Annotated in this window: 15 protein-coding genes and 1 pseudogene; 9 read left to right on the top strand and 7 right to left on the bottom strand. The window is 68.5% G+C overall.

Annotated features, from left to right (window positions below):
* The first annotated feature begins 134 nt into the window (after nt 1–134).
* The gene (locus ACWDUN_RS12810) at nt 135–1403 is read left to right on the top strand and encodes a cation:proton antiporter (protein ID WP_449929072.1); all 1269 of its coding nucleotides are present in this window, start codon (nt 135–137) and stop codon (nt 1401–1403) included.
* 19 nt (nt 1404–1422) lie between these two features.
* On the opposite strand, the gene ACWDUN_RS12815 is transcribed toward ACWDUN_RS12810, so the two are convergent.
* A complete protein-coding gene (locus ACWDUN_RS12815; RefSeq protein WP_449929074.1) occupies nt 1423–2862 on the bottom strand; it encodes an APC family permease in 1440 nt (479 codons plus the stop codon).
* A gap of 152 nt (nt 2863–3014) precedes the next feature.
* Between ACWDUN_RS12815 and ACWDUN_RS12820 the strand changes: the two genes are divergently transcribed.
* Nucleotides 3015–3857, top strand: coding sequence for a MerR family transcriptional regulator (locus tag ACWDUN_RS12820; RefSeq protein WP_449929076.1), 843 nt, complete (start codon nt 3015–3017; stop codon nt 3855–3857).
* On the opposite strand, the gene ACWDUN_RS12825 is transcribed toward ACWDUN_RS12820, so the two are convergent.
* The 5 genes and pseudogenes from ACWDUN_RS12825 to ACWDUN_RS12845 all read right to left on the bottom strand — a co-directional run bounded on the left by ACWDUN_RS12825 (nt 3828) and on the right by ACWDUN_RS12845 (nt 8786).
* On the bottom strand, nt 3828–4664 hold the full coding sequence (locus tag ACWDUN_RS12825) for an SDR family NAD(P)-dependent oxidoreductase (protein ID WP_449929078.1): 837 nt from the start codon (nt 4662–4664) through the stop codon (nt 3828–3830). The genes ACWDUN_RS12820 and ACWDUN_RS12825 overlap by 30 nt on opposite strands.
* Nucleotides 4661–5026, bottom strand: a complete 366-nt coding sequence (locus tag ACWDUN_RS12830) for a nuclear transport factor 2 family protein (RefSeq protein ID WP_449929080.1) — start codon at nt 5024–5026, stop codon at nt 4661–4663. The genes ACWDUN_RS12825 and ACWDUN_RS12830 overlap by 4 nt, the downstream gene beginning before the upstream one ends.
* A gap of 42 nt (nt 5027–5068) precedes the next feature.
* Nucleotides 5069–6070, bottom strand: a complete 1002-nt coding sequence (locus ACWDUN_RS12835; RefSeq protein WP_449929082.1) for a Ppx/GppA phosphatase family protein — start codon at nt 6068–6070, stop codon at nt 5069–5071.
* A gap of 42 nt (nt 6071–6112) precedes the next feature.
* The gene (locus ACWDUN_RS12840) at nt 6113–6592 is read right to left on the bottom strand and encodes a hypothetical protein (protein ID WP_449929084.1); all 480 of its coding nucleotides are present in this window, start codon (nt 6590–6592) and stop codon (nt 6113–6115) included.
* Nucleotides 6589–8786 (bottom strand): annotated as a pseudogene (locus tag ACWDUN_RS12845) (molybdopterin oxidoreductase family protein). Before ACWDUN_RS12845 ends, ACWDUN_RS12840 begins: the two are co-directional and overlap by 4 nt.
* A 103-nt stretch (nt 8787–8889) precedes the next feature.
* Between ACWDUN_RS12845 and ACWDUN_RS12850 the strand changes: the two are divergent.
* The 7 genes from ACWDUN_RS12850 to ACWDUN_RS12880 all read left to right on the top strand — a co-directional run bounded on the left by ACWDUN_RS12850 (nt 8890) and on the right by ACWDUN_RS12880 (nt 13911).
* Complete coding sequence (locus ACWDUN_RS12850) at nt 8890–9570, top strand: GAF and ANTAR domain-containing protein (RefSeq protein WP_449929086.1); 681 nt, start codon at nt 8890–8892, stop codon at nt 9568–9570.
* A gap of 199 nt (nt 9571–9769) precedes the next feature.
* The gene (locus ACWDUN_RS12855; protein ID WP_449929088.1) at nt 9770–10588 is read left to right on the top strand and encodes an MOSC domain-containing protein; all 819 of its coding nucleotides are present in this window, start codon (nt 9770–9772) and stop codon (nt 10586–10588) included.
* Between the two features lie 7 nt (nt 10589–10595).
* Entirely contained in the window at nt 10596–11771 is a 1176-nt protein-coding gene (locus ACWDUN_RS12860) for a lycopene cyclase family protein (RefSeq protein ID WP_449929090.1), read from the top strand.
* Entirely contained in the window at nt 11768–11899 is a 132-nt protein-coding gene (locus ACWDUN_RS12865; RefSeq protein ID WP_449929092.1) for a hypothetical protein, read from the top strand. The genes ACWDUN_RS12860 and ACWDUN_RS12865 overlap by 4 nt, the downstream gene beginning before the upstream one ends.
* Nucleotides 11857–12459, top strand: coding sequence for an aspartate/glutamate racemase family protein (locus tag ACWDUN_RS12870; RefSeq protein WP_449929094.1), 603 nt, complete (start codon nt 11857–11859; stop codon nt 12457–12459). The genes ACWDUN_RS12865 and ACWDUN_RS12870 overlap by 43 nt, the downstream gene beginning before the upstream one ends.
* A gap of 59 nt (nt 12460–12518) precedes the next feature.
* Nucleotides 12519–13319 carry a DUF1906 domain-containing protein gene (locus ACWDUN_RS12875; RefSeq protein ID WP_449929096.1) on the top strand — a complete coding sequence of 267 codons (801 nt, stop codon included), beginning with the start codon at nt 12519–12521 and terminating at the stop codon, nt 13317–13319.
* A 58-nt stretch (nt 13320–13377) separates the two neighbouring features.
* A complete protein-coding gene (locus ACWDUN_RS12880; protein ID WP_449929097.1) occupies nt 13378–13911 on the top strand; it encodes a GNAT family N-acetyltransferase in 534 nt (177 codons plus the stop codon).
* A 1-nt stretch (nt 13912) separates the two neighbouring features.
* On the opposite strand, the gene ACWDUN_RS12885 is transcribed toward ACWDUN_RS12880, so the two are convergent.
* Nucleotides 13913–14974, bottom strand: coding sequence for a coiled-coil domain-containing protein (locus tag ACWDUN_RS12885; protein WP_449929099.1), 1062 nt, complete (start codon nt 14972–14974; stop codon nt 13913–13915).
* Nucleotides 14975–15061: the final 87 nt, after the last annotated feature.

The raw sequence follows: 15061 nt of genomic DNA on the forward strand, positions 1-15061 counted from the left end.
CGGCGGTCGCGGGCTCGTCTCCGGCACCGCCGGCGTTGTTGCGATCTCCCATGCGGTTTCGGACCCGTCTGGGCGGGGTAGTTCGACTGACTCCGCGCATCGACAGATGGCATGAACGGGAGCCGGCGAATGCGATGACCGAAGACGGCGTCGAACAGGTGTACCTGCTCGCCGGAATCGCACTGTTGGCGGCGGCGACCATCCCGCGCCTGTTCCGCAATCGCGCGATCACGGCGCCGATGCTCGTGCTGGGGATCGGCGCTCTGGGCGGTCTCGTACTCGGGCTGGGCGGGTTCGACCCCACCGCGCTGATGGCGACGTCATCGATCACCGAACATCTCACCGAACTGTGCGTGATCGTTGCGTTGATGGGCGTGGGGCTGGCGATCGACCGCCCGCTGAGTTGGCGCACCTGGGCGAGCACCTGGCGGCTGCTCGCCATCGCCATGCCGTTGTGCATTGCCGCGGTGGCCTTCCTGGGTTGGTGGGCCGCGGCGCTGACACCCGCCGCCGCGGTTCTGCTCGGAGCGGTGTTGGCGCCCACCGATCCCGTCCTTGCATCCGACGTCCAGGTGGAGGGCCCGACGCCCGGCGAGGGCTCGTCCGAAGAGGACGACGAAGTGCGGTTCGCGCTCACCTCCGAAGCCGGCATCAACGACGCCCTGGCATTTCCGTTCGTATACCTGGCACTTTTGATGGCCACCGCGAAGCCCGCGAACACCTGGCTGCTCGGCTGGTTCAGCTGGGATCTCGTCGGCAAGATCGCCGTCGGCATCATCATCGGCGCGGTGGTGGGTGACCTGCTGGGACGCGCCTTCTTCCACTTCCCGATCCCGAAGGCGAGGCTCGCCGACCGCGGCGAACCGATCGTGGCCCCGGCCGCCGTCCTCGCCGTGTACGGCCTCACCCAACTCATCGGTGGCTACGGATTCATCGCGGTGTTCTGCTGTGCGTTGGCCATTCGCCGGATCGAGCGCGGCAGCGACTACCACGAAGAGATGCACAGCATCATCGAGGATCTCGAGCACGTGTTGACGCTCGTCGTGCTGCTGGTGCTCGGCGCGGCGCTCACGACGGGAATCCTGTCGTCGCTGTCCTGGCAGGGCGCTCTGGTCGGAATGCTGCTGATTCTCGTGGTCCGACCGATCGCCGGATGGCTCTCCCTTCTGCGATACACCCGGATGAACCGCCAAGAACGGTTAATCACAGCACTTTTCGGCATCCGCGGGATCGGGTCGATCTACTATGCGTCCTTCGCGCTGACGCACACCGATCTCGGACCGGAGGCTGGGAGGATCTGGTCGATTGTCGCCTTCACGATCGTGTTGTCGATCGTCATCCATGGCATCAATGCCGGGTGGGTGATGGGGCGGCTGACCGATTCCAGCTCCAGCCAGGAGTAGTTCGGCCCCGAAGCGCCGTTCACCGCCGCTGCTTCAACCGCGCCAATAGGCGATGCTCGGCATCCTCGCCGGGGGCGATTCCCGTCGGGATGCGCAGCAGGAAGACCGCGCCGAGCGCCCACCACGCGCCGAACAGGATCCAGGGCTGCACGTCCAGGAACGCGGGCATACCCGGCAGATACAGACTCAGCAGCGCGGCGCACAGCACCACCGCCGCACCGCCGATGAGCAATCCGCCGGCGCCGGCGCCGCCCACCCGCAGCGGTCGGTCCATCTGCGGTTCCCGTCGGCGCAGGATCAGGAAGACGACCGACACCAGCAGGTAGGCGATGACGATGCTCGGGGATCCGGAGTCGACGAGCCAGCCCAGCATCGCCTCGCCGAGGAACGGGGCCAGGAACGACAGACCGCCGATGAACAGCAGCGCGTTGATCGGCGTGCGGAACCGGGGATGCAGCACGCCGAACCAGGCGGGCAGCATGCCCGAGCGCGCCATCGAGTACATCAGCCGGGAGGCGCCGAGCAGCAGGGAATTCCACGAGGTCAGGATGCCCGCGATGCCGCCGGCGATCAGGATCTTGGACATGAAGTCGCTGCCGAACAGCACGCCGAACGCGTCCGCGGTGGCGATATCGGCGCCGGCCAGTTCGCCGGCCGGCATCGCCGAGGACGTCGTCACGATGACGGTGACGTAGAAGATGGTCGCCAGGATGACGGCGACGACCACCAGACGGCCGACCTGGCGCGCCGGCACGTGGACTTCTTCGGCCGATTGCGGGATGACATCGAAGCCGACGAACAGGAACGGCACGACGACGAGCACTGCGAAAAATCCGGCCGCGCCACCGGTGAAGAACGGTCGCATGTCCTGGGCCGACCCGCCGGTGAACGATCCGAAGATCAGCATCAGCGCGATGATCACCAGCAGCAGGACCACGAAGGTCTGCGCGATGCTGGCGAACTTGACCCCGAGGATGTTGACGGTGGTGATGATGACCGCCGCGACGGCGCCGACCAGGGCCCAGGTCAGGTAGACCTCGCTGCCGGCGACCTCCCACAACCGGATCTGGTTGAGGTCCGGGAACAGGTACAGCGCGGTTCTGGGTAGGGCCACCGCCTCGAAGGCCACGATGGTGACGTACCCGCCGACGATGCCCCACGAGCCGATGAACGACCAGCGTGGACCCATCCCGCGTAACAGGAAGTTGTGCTCCCCGCCGGCCTTCGGCATGGCCGCGGTGAGTTCGGCGTACGTCAGACCGACCACGGCCATGATCACGCCGCCGGCGGTCATCGCCAGCACGGCGCCGAAGGTGCCCGCGGAGCTGATCCAGTCCCCGGTCAGCACCACCCAGCCGAAGCCGATCATGGCGCCGAAGCCGAGCGCCAGCACGTCCCAGCTGCCGAGAACCTTCAGCAGTGAGGTGTCATCGGGTTCGTCGACCGCCGCTCTGTTCATGGCAGACACGCCTTCCTGACTGTGGCAGATGTAGTTGTCTACCCACGTCGGGCGCTTCGGAATCCGGCCGATGTTGAACGAGGCCGTCGGTACCTGCACAGTGATCACCGGCGGTCTTCCCGACCGACGGTGCGACGAGTGGAAGGACCTTCATGCGGCTGAGCATCGGCGAGTTCGCCACGCTGACCCGGCTGAGTGTGCGCACCCTGCGGCGCTATCACGAAGCCGGCCTGCTGGTGCCCGACACCGTCGACCCCGACACCGGCTACCGGTACTACGCCGCCGAGCAGATCCCCACCGCACAGGTCATCCACCAACTGCGCCAACTCGACGTGCCGCTGGCCGAGGTCCGGTCGATCCTGGCCACCGACGACCCCGACCGGCGGGCCGCCGTCATCACCGGGCACCTGCGCCGGCTGCAGGAGGAACTCGACCGGACCCGCGCATCGCTGGTGTCCCTGCAGCGCCTGCTGCACCCGCAACCGGGCGGTATCGACGTCGAGCTGCGATCGCTACCCGGCCGCACCGTCGCAGGGGTGAAAGGGTCTGTGCTGCTTACCGAATCGTTGACGTGGTACGACTCGGCGATGGCCGAACTGGATGCCCGCTTCCCCGAGCCGGAGCGGACGGGGCCGCCCGGGGGGTACTACTCCAACGATCTGTTCACCCAGGGGGCCGGGACGCTGGCCGTGTTCCGACCGGTGCGCCGCCCCTGGCCGTCCGGGCGGATCGAGGTGATCGAGTTGCCCGCGACGGAACTGGCGGTCACGGTGCACCCCGGGCCGCATGACGATATCGATATCAGCTATGGCCGACTGGGCTCCTGGGTGGTGGAACACGCACTGGCCGTGGACGGTCCGATCTACGAGACCTACCTGGTGGGGCCACGCGACACCACCGACCCGGCGCGCTGGCGCACCGAGATCGGGTGGCCGGTCTTCCGCCTGGCCCCGACCGCCGGAGGGTCAGTCGAAATCCGCTCCCCGCGAGAGTGACTCGCCGGCGCGGATATCGCGCACCGTGCCTTCGAGTGCGTCGACGGCGGCGTCGAATCCGCCGCTGCCCAGGACCAGTCGCCGCGGCGGCGCATCCTGGGCCATCGCGGCGAGCACCGCGCGCACACCGCGGCGGGGGTCGCCGGGTTGCGTCCCGTCCTGCGCGATCATCGCGGCACGTACCTGTTCGAGCATCTCGTGATAATCGGGCACGGCCTCGCTGATCGGCTCGTCGGCGAAGCCGGCGTAGGCGCGGGTGCGGAAGGCACCGGGTTCGACCGCCATGACCTTGATGCCCTGCGCGGCAACTTCTTCGCGCAGCGCGTCGGTGACGGCCTCGACGGCGTATTTGGTGGCGCTGTAATAGCCGAACCCGGTGACCGCGGTCAGTCCGGCCACCGAGGACATGTTGATGATCCAGCCGTCGCCACGGGCGCGCATACCCGGCAGCACCGCCCGGGTCACGTCGAGCACCGCGAAGAAGTTCAGCTCGAACATGCGTCGCACCGCCTGGTCGTCCATGCCCTCGATCGATCCGTAATGTCCACGGCCTGCGTTGTTGACCAGCACGTCGATCCCGCCGAAATGTTCCTCGGCGTCGCGCACCGCCGCGCGTACCTGGGCGCTGTCGGTGACGTCCAGGGCGGTGACGCGCACGCGGTCGCCGTGCTTGCGCGCCCAGTCGTGCAGTTCGTCGGGACGGCGGGCGGTCAGCACCACCCGGTCCCCCGCTTCCAGCGCCGCATCGGCATAGGCCATGCCGAACCCACCCGGCGTGCCGCCGGTGATGAACCACCGCCGCGTCATGGTTCGATCACCAACCGGCTGATCAGCTCACCGGCCAAGGTGAACCGGAAGTACAGATCCGCCTCACCGTCCGGGAAGTCGCCTGCCAGATGCTGCAGGACGTCGATGCGACCGTCATCGGTCGTGGCGGCACCGGTGAATTCGGTGGTGTAGGTGTACTCGCCGGCCGACTCGGCAAGCCACGCCGCGATCGCCTCGCGGCCGCTGTGGTCCCGTCCCTCGTCGGTCACCACGGCATCGGTGGTGAACGCGGTGAGGGCGGTGGCACCGTCGCCGCCGGCGTGCGCGCTCAGATAGGTCTTGATCTTCTCGGGCAACCCCTCCCATGCGGGGTGGCTGCGCTGGTTCTGCTGGAGTGTCATGTCTCCACCGTCAGGTCTCCCGCGGGGAGAGAGTCAAGCGCCTCAGCGTGAGAGCGCCGTCACATTGGCGTTCTGGTGCTCACGCCGCTTCACCGGTTGCAGCGAGCACGGCATGATGCGTTCCATCGACTCCAGGTGCAGCAGCACGATGCCTTCCCGCAGCGCCCACGGACAGACCTCCACCGCGTCGACGTCGAGCGCGGCCATGGTCCGGTCGGCGAGAATGGCGCCGGCGAGGATCTGCGGAGCGCGCGGTGCGGAGACCCCGCGCAGCTTCTCGCGTTCGGCGGCGGTCATCGCGCTCAGCCGCGGCACCCACTTCTGCACATCCTGTCGGGTGAAACCCCGGTGGACGAACGGTCCCTTGCGTTGCGGTGCTCCGCCGGCGAGCCGGCACAACTGCTTGAACGTCTTGGATGTGGCCACCACCCGGCGGGGATCGCCCTCCCACCGCACCCGGTCGGCGATCTCCCCGAGCGTCTCACCGATATACCTGCGCATCGATTTGATCTGCGCTCGTGTCGGGGGATCGTCGGGCAGAAATCGGCGGGTGAGGCGACCGGCGCCCAGCGGTAGCGATATCGCCAGTTGCGGTTCGGCGTCGCGGCCCAGCACGATCTCCATGGATCCGCCGCCGATGTCGAGCAACAGCAGCTTGCCCGCCGACCAGCCGTACCAGCGGTGCACCGCCAGATAGGTGAGCCGGGCCTCTTCATCGCCGGACAGATACTGCGAGCGGATGCCCCCGGCCTGCTCGATCCGGTCCAGCACCAGCTCGCGGTTGGTCGCGTCACGGATGGCGGAGGTGACGAACACGTACAGTTCGTCGATACCGTGCCGGTCACCGGTTTCGATGGCGGCCCGCACCGCTTCGGCGGCGCGTTGCACGCCCTTGTCGCTGATGGATCCGTCCGGTTCGACCTCGCCGCCCAGCAGGGTCGGCGCCTTGATGGCTTGTGCGGGCAGCGGCGGGCCACCGGCAGTCACATCGACGATCTGCAACTGCGCCGAGTTGGAACCGATGTCGAGAACGCCCAGGCGCATGGTGGGGAGGTACCCGATCCGGACGCGTCTACACGGTGCTTTTCAGCCGGCCAGAGCCTGCGGTGCCAGCTCCTTGAGCATGGCGTTCGCCCAGCGCATCTGCCGCAGGGTCTGCGGGTGACAGCGCTGGGTGACGGCGAGCAGTTCATCGTTCTTGATGGCCTGTGCGCCTTGGGCCAGCAGCTCCCAGTCCAGCGAGGCGCCGGCCGCCACGCGGTGGATACGCCGCAGATCGGCCAGCAGCAGCAGGGCCGGCTCGGGCCTGCGGCGTACGGCGTCACTGAGGATGATCTGCAGCCGGTGTGTCCGGCCGCGACGCGGTGTCGCCGACAGCCGCAGTCCGTGCTGACGACCGTGGTCGGCCAGTACCGCGACATGTTCTTCGGACCAAACCGCGAGGTCGTGCGCGAGATGAAAGATGTCGTGCTCGCTGTGGTGCCGGGCGCCCACCGATCGCAGATCGCCGGCGAGACGGCGTTCGCAGCGATGCAGTTCGACGATGGCCAGGGCGATCTTGCTCATCGGGACTCTCCGGGGATGCGGCGGATGGCGGCGGCGGCGGTCTTGAAGAGGGGCTGTTTGGACACCGGATCCCAGTCGGTGAGGGTCAGCTCATTGGCCGCGCGGGCATGATCGCTGGAGGCCTCATCCCAGTAGCCGTAGTGGAAGGGCAGAAACACCACACCCTGGCGCATTTCGGTGATCCGTGCCTTCGCCACGACACGGCCCCGCGCGGTACAGATCTCGACGTCATCGCCGTCGGCGATGCGCGCACGCCGGGCATCCTCGGCCGACAGTTCCACCCAGACGTCGGGAGCGGCGGCCTGCAACTGAGGGGTGCGGCCGGTCTTGGTGCGGGTGTGGAAGTGGTACACCGTGCGGCCGGTGATCAGCACCAGCGGATATCGCCGGCTGGGTCGTTCGTGTGCGGGCACATATTCGGCGGCCTTGATGACGGCCCTGCCGTAGGGGTTCATGGCCCGGTACTCGGTGGGTTCCAAGGGTGCGCCGGTGATCAGGTCCTTGCCGTAGGCCTCGCAGTAATCCGGATCCGCGAAGAAGTTCCCGTCGGCGTAGAGCCGCTCGGTGCCGTCGGGATGTTCGTCGTTGCAGGGCCATTGGATTCCGCTGCCGCCGCGCAGCCGGTCGTAGCTCAGTCCGGTGTAGTCACACGGCCGGCCTGCGCTGCATTGTTTCCAGGCCTCGAAGCCCTCCTCGGCAGAATTCCAGTGCGGCAACGGCTTTGCGTCCCTGTCACGGAAGTTCATCCGGCGCGCGAAGTCGAGGAAGATGTCCAGATCGGGCCGCGCCTGTCCGGGTGGGTCGACGGCCTTCTCTGAGATGTGGACGGTGCGGTCGGCGTTGGTGAAGGTCCCGGTCTTCTCGGCCCAGGCCGCGGCCGGCAGTACCACGTCGGCGAGTTCGGTGGTCTCGGTGGGAAAGATGTCCTGTACCACCAGGAACAACCGCTCCTGGCCGAGAATCCGGCGGATCCGGGCCAGGTCCGGCAGCGAGACGGCAGGATTGGTGGCCGTCACCCACAGCATGCGCACCGCGCCCTGCTCGGCATACCGGAATATCTGCATGGCGTGCGTGGGTGGCGCGTAATGCGGTATCTGCGTGTCATCGATGTTCCACAGCGTTGCCAGATCGTGGATGTGAGAGTCGTTGGCCCAGTTCCGGAATCCGGACAGGTCGCCGTCGGCGCCACATTCGCGGGTGTTCTCCGCGGTCGGTTGACCGTTCATCTGCAGCACACCGCACCCGGGCTTGCCCAGCATTCCGCGGACCAGATGGACGTTGTTGACCTGCACCGCGGCGGCCGTCGCCTGGTGCGACTGGTAGAAGCCCTGCAACACAGTCGATGTCAGGCGCTGCGCGGATCCGATCACCTCGGCGGCGCGCCGGACGTCGTCGGCCTTGATCCCGCAGATCTCGGCGACCCGCTCGGGCGGGAACTCCGCGACACGCTTCTCCAGTTCGGCGAATCCGACGGTGTGCGCGTCGACATAGCTGTGATCGATCCACCCGTGGGTGAGGATTTCCCTCAGGATGCCGTTCATCAGCGCGACGTTCGTCCCGGGCAGCGGCGCCAGGTGGACGGTGGCGTGCCGGGCGACCGGCGTCGGCCGCGGATCCACGCAGATGATCTCCGGCGGATTCGGGCCCGCCAGCCGGTCGAGCATCCGCATCCACAGCACCGTCTGCGTCTCGGCCACGTTGTGCCCGTAGAGCGCGATGACGTCGGCGTGGTCGATATCGGTATAGGAGCCCGGTTGGCCGTCACAGCCGAAGGATTCCTTGAGCGCTTCGGCCGCGGTGGCGGTGCACAGTCGGGTGTTCCCGTCGACATGGTTGGTGCCGATGGCGCCGTGCGCGATCACGGCCTGGGTGTAGTACTCCTCGATGAAGAGCTGCCCGGAGGTGTAGAAGGCGATCGAACTTGGACCGTGCTCGGCCAGCAGCTGCTGGGTGCGCTCGACGATGCGGCCCATCGCGGTGTCCCAGTCGGTGCGCACCAGCGCGCCCGCCGAGCGGATCAGCGGGTCCGTCAGTCGGTCGGCCGAGGAGTCGTGAATCGTGGCCGGGTTGACCCGACGTCCGAGGCTGAAACTCCCGGTTGCAGGTAGCGATCCACCCGTTCCGGCCACGGCTGGCCGGGCCCATAGGGTGTGCGGCGGCCCCAGGGATCGGCGATTCGATCGCGGTCGGTCACAGTCGTTTCCTCCTGGTCGACCTGGGTACCCCGCGCGTCACGGCAGAAACGGCGCGCACCACCTGCGCTGTACGCGGCTGTTCAAGCCTCCTAGGGTGGCGGAATGACCTCTGCACACAACAACGAGCTGTCCCACCGGATGGCGGACCTCGCGCGCTCGCTGGCGTTGCAGAGCGTCGAGGACGTGCTCCGGGATGTCACCACCGCGGCGATCGAGCTGATCCCGGAGGCCGACACCGCCGGCATCCTGCTGATCGGCAAGGATTCGAAGTACCGCTCGGTGGCCGGCACCGATGATCTGCCGCCGAAGCTCGACGAGCTGCAGATGCGGTTCGACGAGGGGCCATGCATGCAGGCGGCCCTCGACGATGTGGTGGTACGAACCGACGACTTCCGCAGTGAGGACCGCTGGCCCAAGTACTCCCCCGCCGCGCTGGAACACGGGGTGCTCAGCGGGCTGTCGTTCAAGCTCTACACGGCCAACCGCACCGCGGGAGCCCTGAATCTGTTCAGTCACCACCCCAATGTCTGGAGCGCCAAGGCCGAGACCACGGGCATGGTGCTGGCCGCCCACGCCGCCGCCGCGATCCTGGCCAGCCGGCAGAGCGAGGAACTCGAATCGGCGGTGGCCAGCCGCGACCGGATCGGGCAGGCCAAGGGCATCATCATGGAACGCTTCAACATCGACGCGGTGCAGGCGTTCGCGCTGCTGCGCAAGCTGTCCCAGGACAGCAACACCCGGCTGGCCGAGATCGCCGACCAGGTGATCGACACCCGCGGCTGAGGGCGGACGCGGGCACTGGCCGAAAAGTACCGGCACAGCGCTGGTTTCATCGATGGTCACGCGGATTTCGATATCGGACCGATCACCGGTGCCGAGACGCTGGTGCTGGATCCGATCCCCGATTCACCCCTGCAGTGACTGCTCGGACACCGTCGTCACCGGGAGCGCGTGGCCCGGTGCGGGTGCGTAGTGTTCGGGTATGACCACCGGAGACGCGCTGCACGTGGCGAGCCTGCACCGATATCCCGTCAAGTCGATGCTCGGCGAGACGGTCCGCACGCTGCAGGTCGGACCCGAGGGAGCGGTGGGTGACCGCCGCCTGGCCCTGATCGACGCCGAGACCGGGCGGGTTGCCAGCGCCAAGCAGGCGCGGCTGTGGCGGGCACTGCTGCAATGCAGCGCCGCGTTGCACGGGGACCGCATACTGGTGCGGTTGCCCGACGGCACGCAGGTGTCCCCGGGCGAGGCCGGTTTCGACGAGGCGCTCTCCGACCTGGTGGCACGGCCGGTGCGGGTGGCCACCCGCCGCCCGGCCGGGGCGAGCCTGGAGCGCGCCGATCCCGATCAGGTGCTCGAACGCGGCCTGGACGCCGTGGTGGACGCGCCGCTGCTGGAGCTCGGGGAGGCGACACCGGGAGACTCCTTCGTCGATCTGGCGCCGCTGCACGTGATCACCACCGCCACGCTGCAGCAGATCGGCACCGAGGCGGCGCGCTACCGGCCCAACATCGTCATCGAAACACCGCCGGGTTATCCCGCCTACAGTGAGAATGACTGGGTTGAGCGCACTTTCACGGTGGGTGGCGCGACACTGAAGGGCATGGGTGCCACCCCCCGATGCGTGATCCCGACCCTGGAGCACGGGCAGTTGCAGCGCGCGCCGCAGGCGTTGCGCGTCCCGGCGGCGGAGAATCTCGTCGATTCCTTCGGGTTGGGGCGGCTGCCCTGCGCGGGCGCGTACTTCGATGTGGTGATCGAGGGCACGGTCGGCGTCGGTGACCCGTTCACGCTGAGCTGAGGCACGCATGGACGTTCTGGTGGTCGGTGGTGGTCCCGCCGGTATGGCCCTGGCGGGCGCGTGCGGGCGGCTGGGATTGGACACCGGGCTGGTAGACCCGGCGCCGGAACGGCCGTGGACGGCCACCTACGGCATGTGGGAAGCCGAACTGCCGGCCGACCTACCGGATTCGGTGGTCGCGGCCCGCGCCGTCGGGCGCGCGATCGCGGTGACCGAACACGCACTGGGTTGGCAGTACGCCGTCCTGGACGTGCCCGCCCTGCAGGCGCACCTCACCGACCGGCTCGACGGCGTGCGGGTGCACCCCGGGCGCGTGGTCGGATCACCGGAACGCGGTGTGGTGGCCCTGGCCGACGGATCGCGGCTGCGTGCGTCGGTGATCGTGGACGCCGGCGGCCGGGCCCGCCCGCTGGCCCGCACCGGCTCGGCCCGCACCTCCGCCGATCAGACCGCGTACGGCGTGGTGTTGGACGCGGATGCTGTTGTGCCGCTGACGAAGCCGGGCGAAGCGCTGTTCATGGACTGGCGTGCCGATCACGGCGAGTTCGGCTGGCCGACGTTCCTCTACGTCGTCCCACTCGGCGGTGATCGAGTGCTGGTCGAGGAGACCTCGCTGGCCCGGCGGCCGGGGCTGCCGCTGGCGACGCTGCGCCGGCGACTGCATGCGCGTCTGGCCCACCACGATGTGGCGATACCGCAGAACCCGCGCGACGAGAAGGTGTGGTTCCCGCTGGACCAACCGCGCCACGACGGCTCCGATGTGGTGGGGTTCGGCGCGGCCGCCCCGCTGGTGCACCCGGCCACCGGGTTCAGCGTGGCCGCGTCGCTGCAGTTGGCTCCCGAGGTCGCCGGTGCGCTGGCCGCTCACCTGCCGGCCGGTCGGGATGCCGCTCTGGCGGCGGCCCGCGAGATCGTCTGGCCGCGATCGGCGCGCACGATTCACCGTTTCCGCCGGATCGGCCTGGAGGCGCTGTTGCGCATGTCCGCCGACGAGGTGCCGGATTTCTTCGAGACCTTCTTCTCGCTGCCTGCCGCCCACCGCTGGACCTACCTGACGGCGCGTGAGGACGTGCGCGGCACCGCGCGTGCGATGAGCCACCTGTTCCGGATATCGAATGGACGACTGCGCCGCCAACTGGTCACCTCGGCCGTGCGGGGGCCGATGCGAGGAAGGGTCGAATGATGCGCACCATCGGCATGATCGGTGGGATGAGTTGGGTCAGTACGGCCGAGTACTACCGACTGCTGAACGAGGCCATCGCCCACCGATGCGGCGGCCTGCATTCCGCGCCCTGGTGCTGGCATCGGTGAACTTCGCCGAGATCGAGGCGCTGAAACTGGCCGGTGACTGGGACGCGGTGGCGGAGCGCCTCAGCGATGCCGCCCGTCGGCTCGAGGCCGCCGGCGCCGAGGCGATCATCCTGTGCACCAACACCATGCACCATGTCGCGGCGGCAATCGAAAGCGCCGTGACGGTGCCGTTTCTGCACATCGCCGACACCACCGCCCGACGGATCGCCGCCGACGGTGTCTCCCGCGTCGGGCTGCTGGCGACGGCGTTCACCATGGAGGAGTCGTTCTACACCGAGCGGTTTCGGGGCCACGGTATCGAGGTCGTCGTCCCGGAGCCCACAGACCGGCGACGCGTCAGTGACATCATCTATGACGAGCTGTGCCACAACGTGATTCGTGAGCAGTCCCGCGACCGGTACCGCCGCGTCATCGACGGATTCGTCGCCACCGGCGCGCAGGCGGTGATCCTGGGCTGCACCGAGGTCGAACTCCTGATCCGGCCGGGCGATGTCGACATCCCGACGTACCCGACGACGCAGCTACACGTCGAGGCCGCTGCGGATTTCGCGCTGTCATAGGACGCCACTCCGTCGCGGCAACAGCGTTCACAATTGTCACTGGTGTTAACATCTGCACCATGCCGGACTCGCCGCGGACGACGGGCCGTCTGCACTCGCGCCCCGTCTCACGCCGCGATGCGCTGCGTCTTGCCGCGGCGGCGTCCGCGGTGGCCGGTCTGGGCGTCGCCACCAGTACCCCCACCGCGTCGGCGGCCGCCCCGACGTTGATCGACTACGCGATGCGTCAGATCCCGGCCGCCGACATCCGGGCGGCCGGGCACGCCGGCGTGATCAACTATGTGTCGACGTCACGGCCCGGCTCGTCCTTCGGCGCCAAGCCGATCACCCTGCCGTACGCGCAGTCGTTGACCGCCGCGGGCCTGATCATCGTCAGCAATTTCCAGTACGGCAAGCCCGGCGGGACGGCTCCCTCAGATTTCACCCGTGGCTATGCCGGCGGTGTCGCCGACGCACGCACCGCATGGTCGCTGCACACCGCGGCCGGCGGCGGCAGCACCGCGCCGATCTATTTCAGTGTGGACGACGATATCGACCGCCATGCCTGGGAAACGTTGGCACTGCCCTGGTTTCGCGGTATCAACTCGGTCATAGGTGTGCTGCGCACCGGGGTCTACGGTGGTATCAACACCTGCCAGTGGGCCACCGAAGACGGCGTGATCGGGCGGTCGGGCACGCCGGGGAAGGTATGGGCCTGGCAGACCCGGTCGTGGTCCAAGGGCCAGATCTTCCCGGGTGCTGTGCTCTACCAGCGCATCATCGACACCGCCTCGAATCCGGGGCCGGTGGTCGGCGGTATCCGCGTCGACGTCAACGACGTGCTGGCGCGCGACTGCGGGCAGTGGAACTTCCACCCCTGACCAGGTCGACGCCGGAAATCTGTTGACGGCGAGTGCGGTTGTGCACGACCGTGGCCTCGTGTTGATCCGACGAGAGGTTGCGGCCGATATCGCAGCCGTCGATTCCGTCACGGCCGCCGCCTTCCGGAGCGCCGCGCGCAGCGCGCCGCCCGTCGGGGCGGGTGACGTCCCCGGCGAGGTGACGCTCGTCGCGCACCTACGCGATGATGCCGGCTGGATCCCGGAACTGTCCCTGGTCGCGGTCGAGGACGGCGCCATCGTCGGTCACGTCATCGCCACCCGCGCCTGGGTGCAGGATCTGCCCGCGCTCGGTCTCGGGCCACTCAGCGTCGTGCCGAACCGGCAGCGATCCGGCGTCGGGTCGGCCCTCATGCACGCCGTCCTCGGTGCCGCCGAGGCACTCGACGAGTCCCTGGTGGGCCTGCTCGGGGAGCCGGGCTACTACCGGCGTTTCGGTTTCCTACCCGCGCGGTCGGCCGGGATCACTGCACCGGATCCGACATGGGGTGACCACTTCCAGGTGCGCGCCCTGAGCCGGTACACCGGCCGGACGGGCATCTTCCGCTACGCGGCGCCCTTCGACGCGGTGTGAGTCAGCGGCGCGGCATGACGGTGATGTGCACGTGGTCGTAGTGCCCGTAGCCGGAGGCCTGCGGACCGGCCGGCGTGTAATAGGTGCCGCGCCAGATGACGTCCTGCAACCCGAACCGTCCCGCATTGGCCATTGCGTAGGCCATGATCTGGTCGCCCAGCGCAATGCCCTCGGGGCTGCTCGAGTTGGGGATCATGATGTCGATCGCCAGGCCGCTGGGATGCCATGGCTTCGGGTCCGGACGGACACCGCCGATCTCGGAGATCTGCGGGAACTGCTGGCTGATCGCCCGGGCCGCCAGCACCGCGTTGGGCTGCAGACCGGACTCGTTGGCCACCCCGACGGGCAGCGCCTCCGGGATGTTGACCTGGGCGGCGGCGAGCAACGGTGGCGGGACCGCACCGGGCGGGACCGCGGCCGGCGGCGGAGCGCTGTCGACCATCGCCTGCTGCTGGGGTGTCAAAGCCGCGTACTGCGCCTCGGCGGCCGCGATCTGACCCAGCAGATCCTTCCACTTGGCCTGCAATTCGGCCCGCACGGCGGCGGCACGCTCGGCGGCGGCGCGGGCACCGGCGGCCGAGCGCTCCGAAGCCTGAGCGGCGGTGGTCGCGCGTTCACGGGCCGCCTTGAGATCGGCCAACTGGTCGGCGCTGCCGTCGGCGATCGCCCGGTTCAGCGAAAGCCGGTCGATGAGTTGCTGCGGGGAACTCGCGGTCAGCAGCGCCGACATCTGGCTGGCGCGCCCGCTCATGTAGGTCATCGCCGCCACCCGGTCGGCGGCGTCCTGGAACGGCTGCAACTGCGCGTTGGCGACCGCGAGGACTTCCGCGTCGGCGCGGTGTCGGTCCACCGCCACGGTTTGCTCAGCCATCCTCGCGTCGACATCGTGTTGCGCGGCGGTGACGGCCTCGCGGGTCTGCAGTGCCTGGGCGGACAGCTCGTTGAGCTTGGCCAACGCATCGGCGGCAGGGTCGGCGACCACGTTCCCGGGCGACATGGCCAGCAGCAGGATCGCAGCCGCTGAACCGCACGCCGTTCGCAGTGAATGGCGCATCCGGGTCATTCGGTCGTCACGATCCTTCGCTTGCAAGGACCGATCTTGGCCCGGCTCTACATGACTGGGACAGGTTACGAACTCCGGGGTGTCGAT

The organism is Mycobacterium sp. NPDC003323, assembly GCF_053589535.1.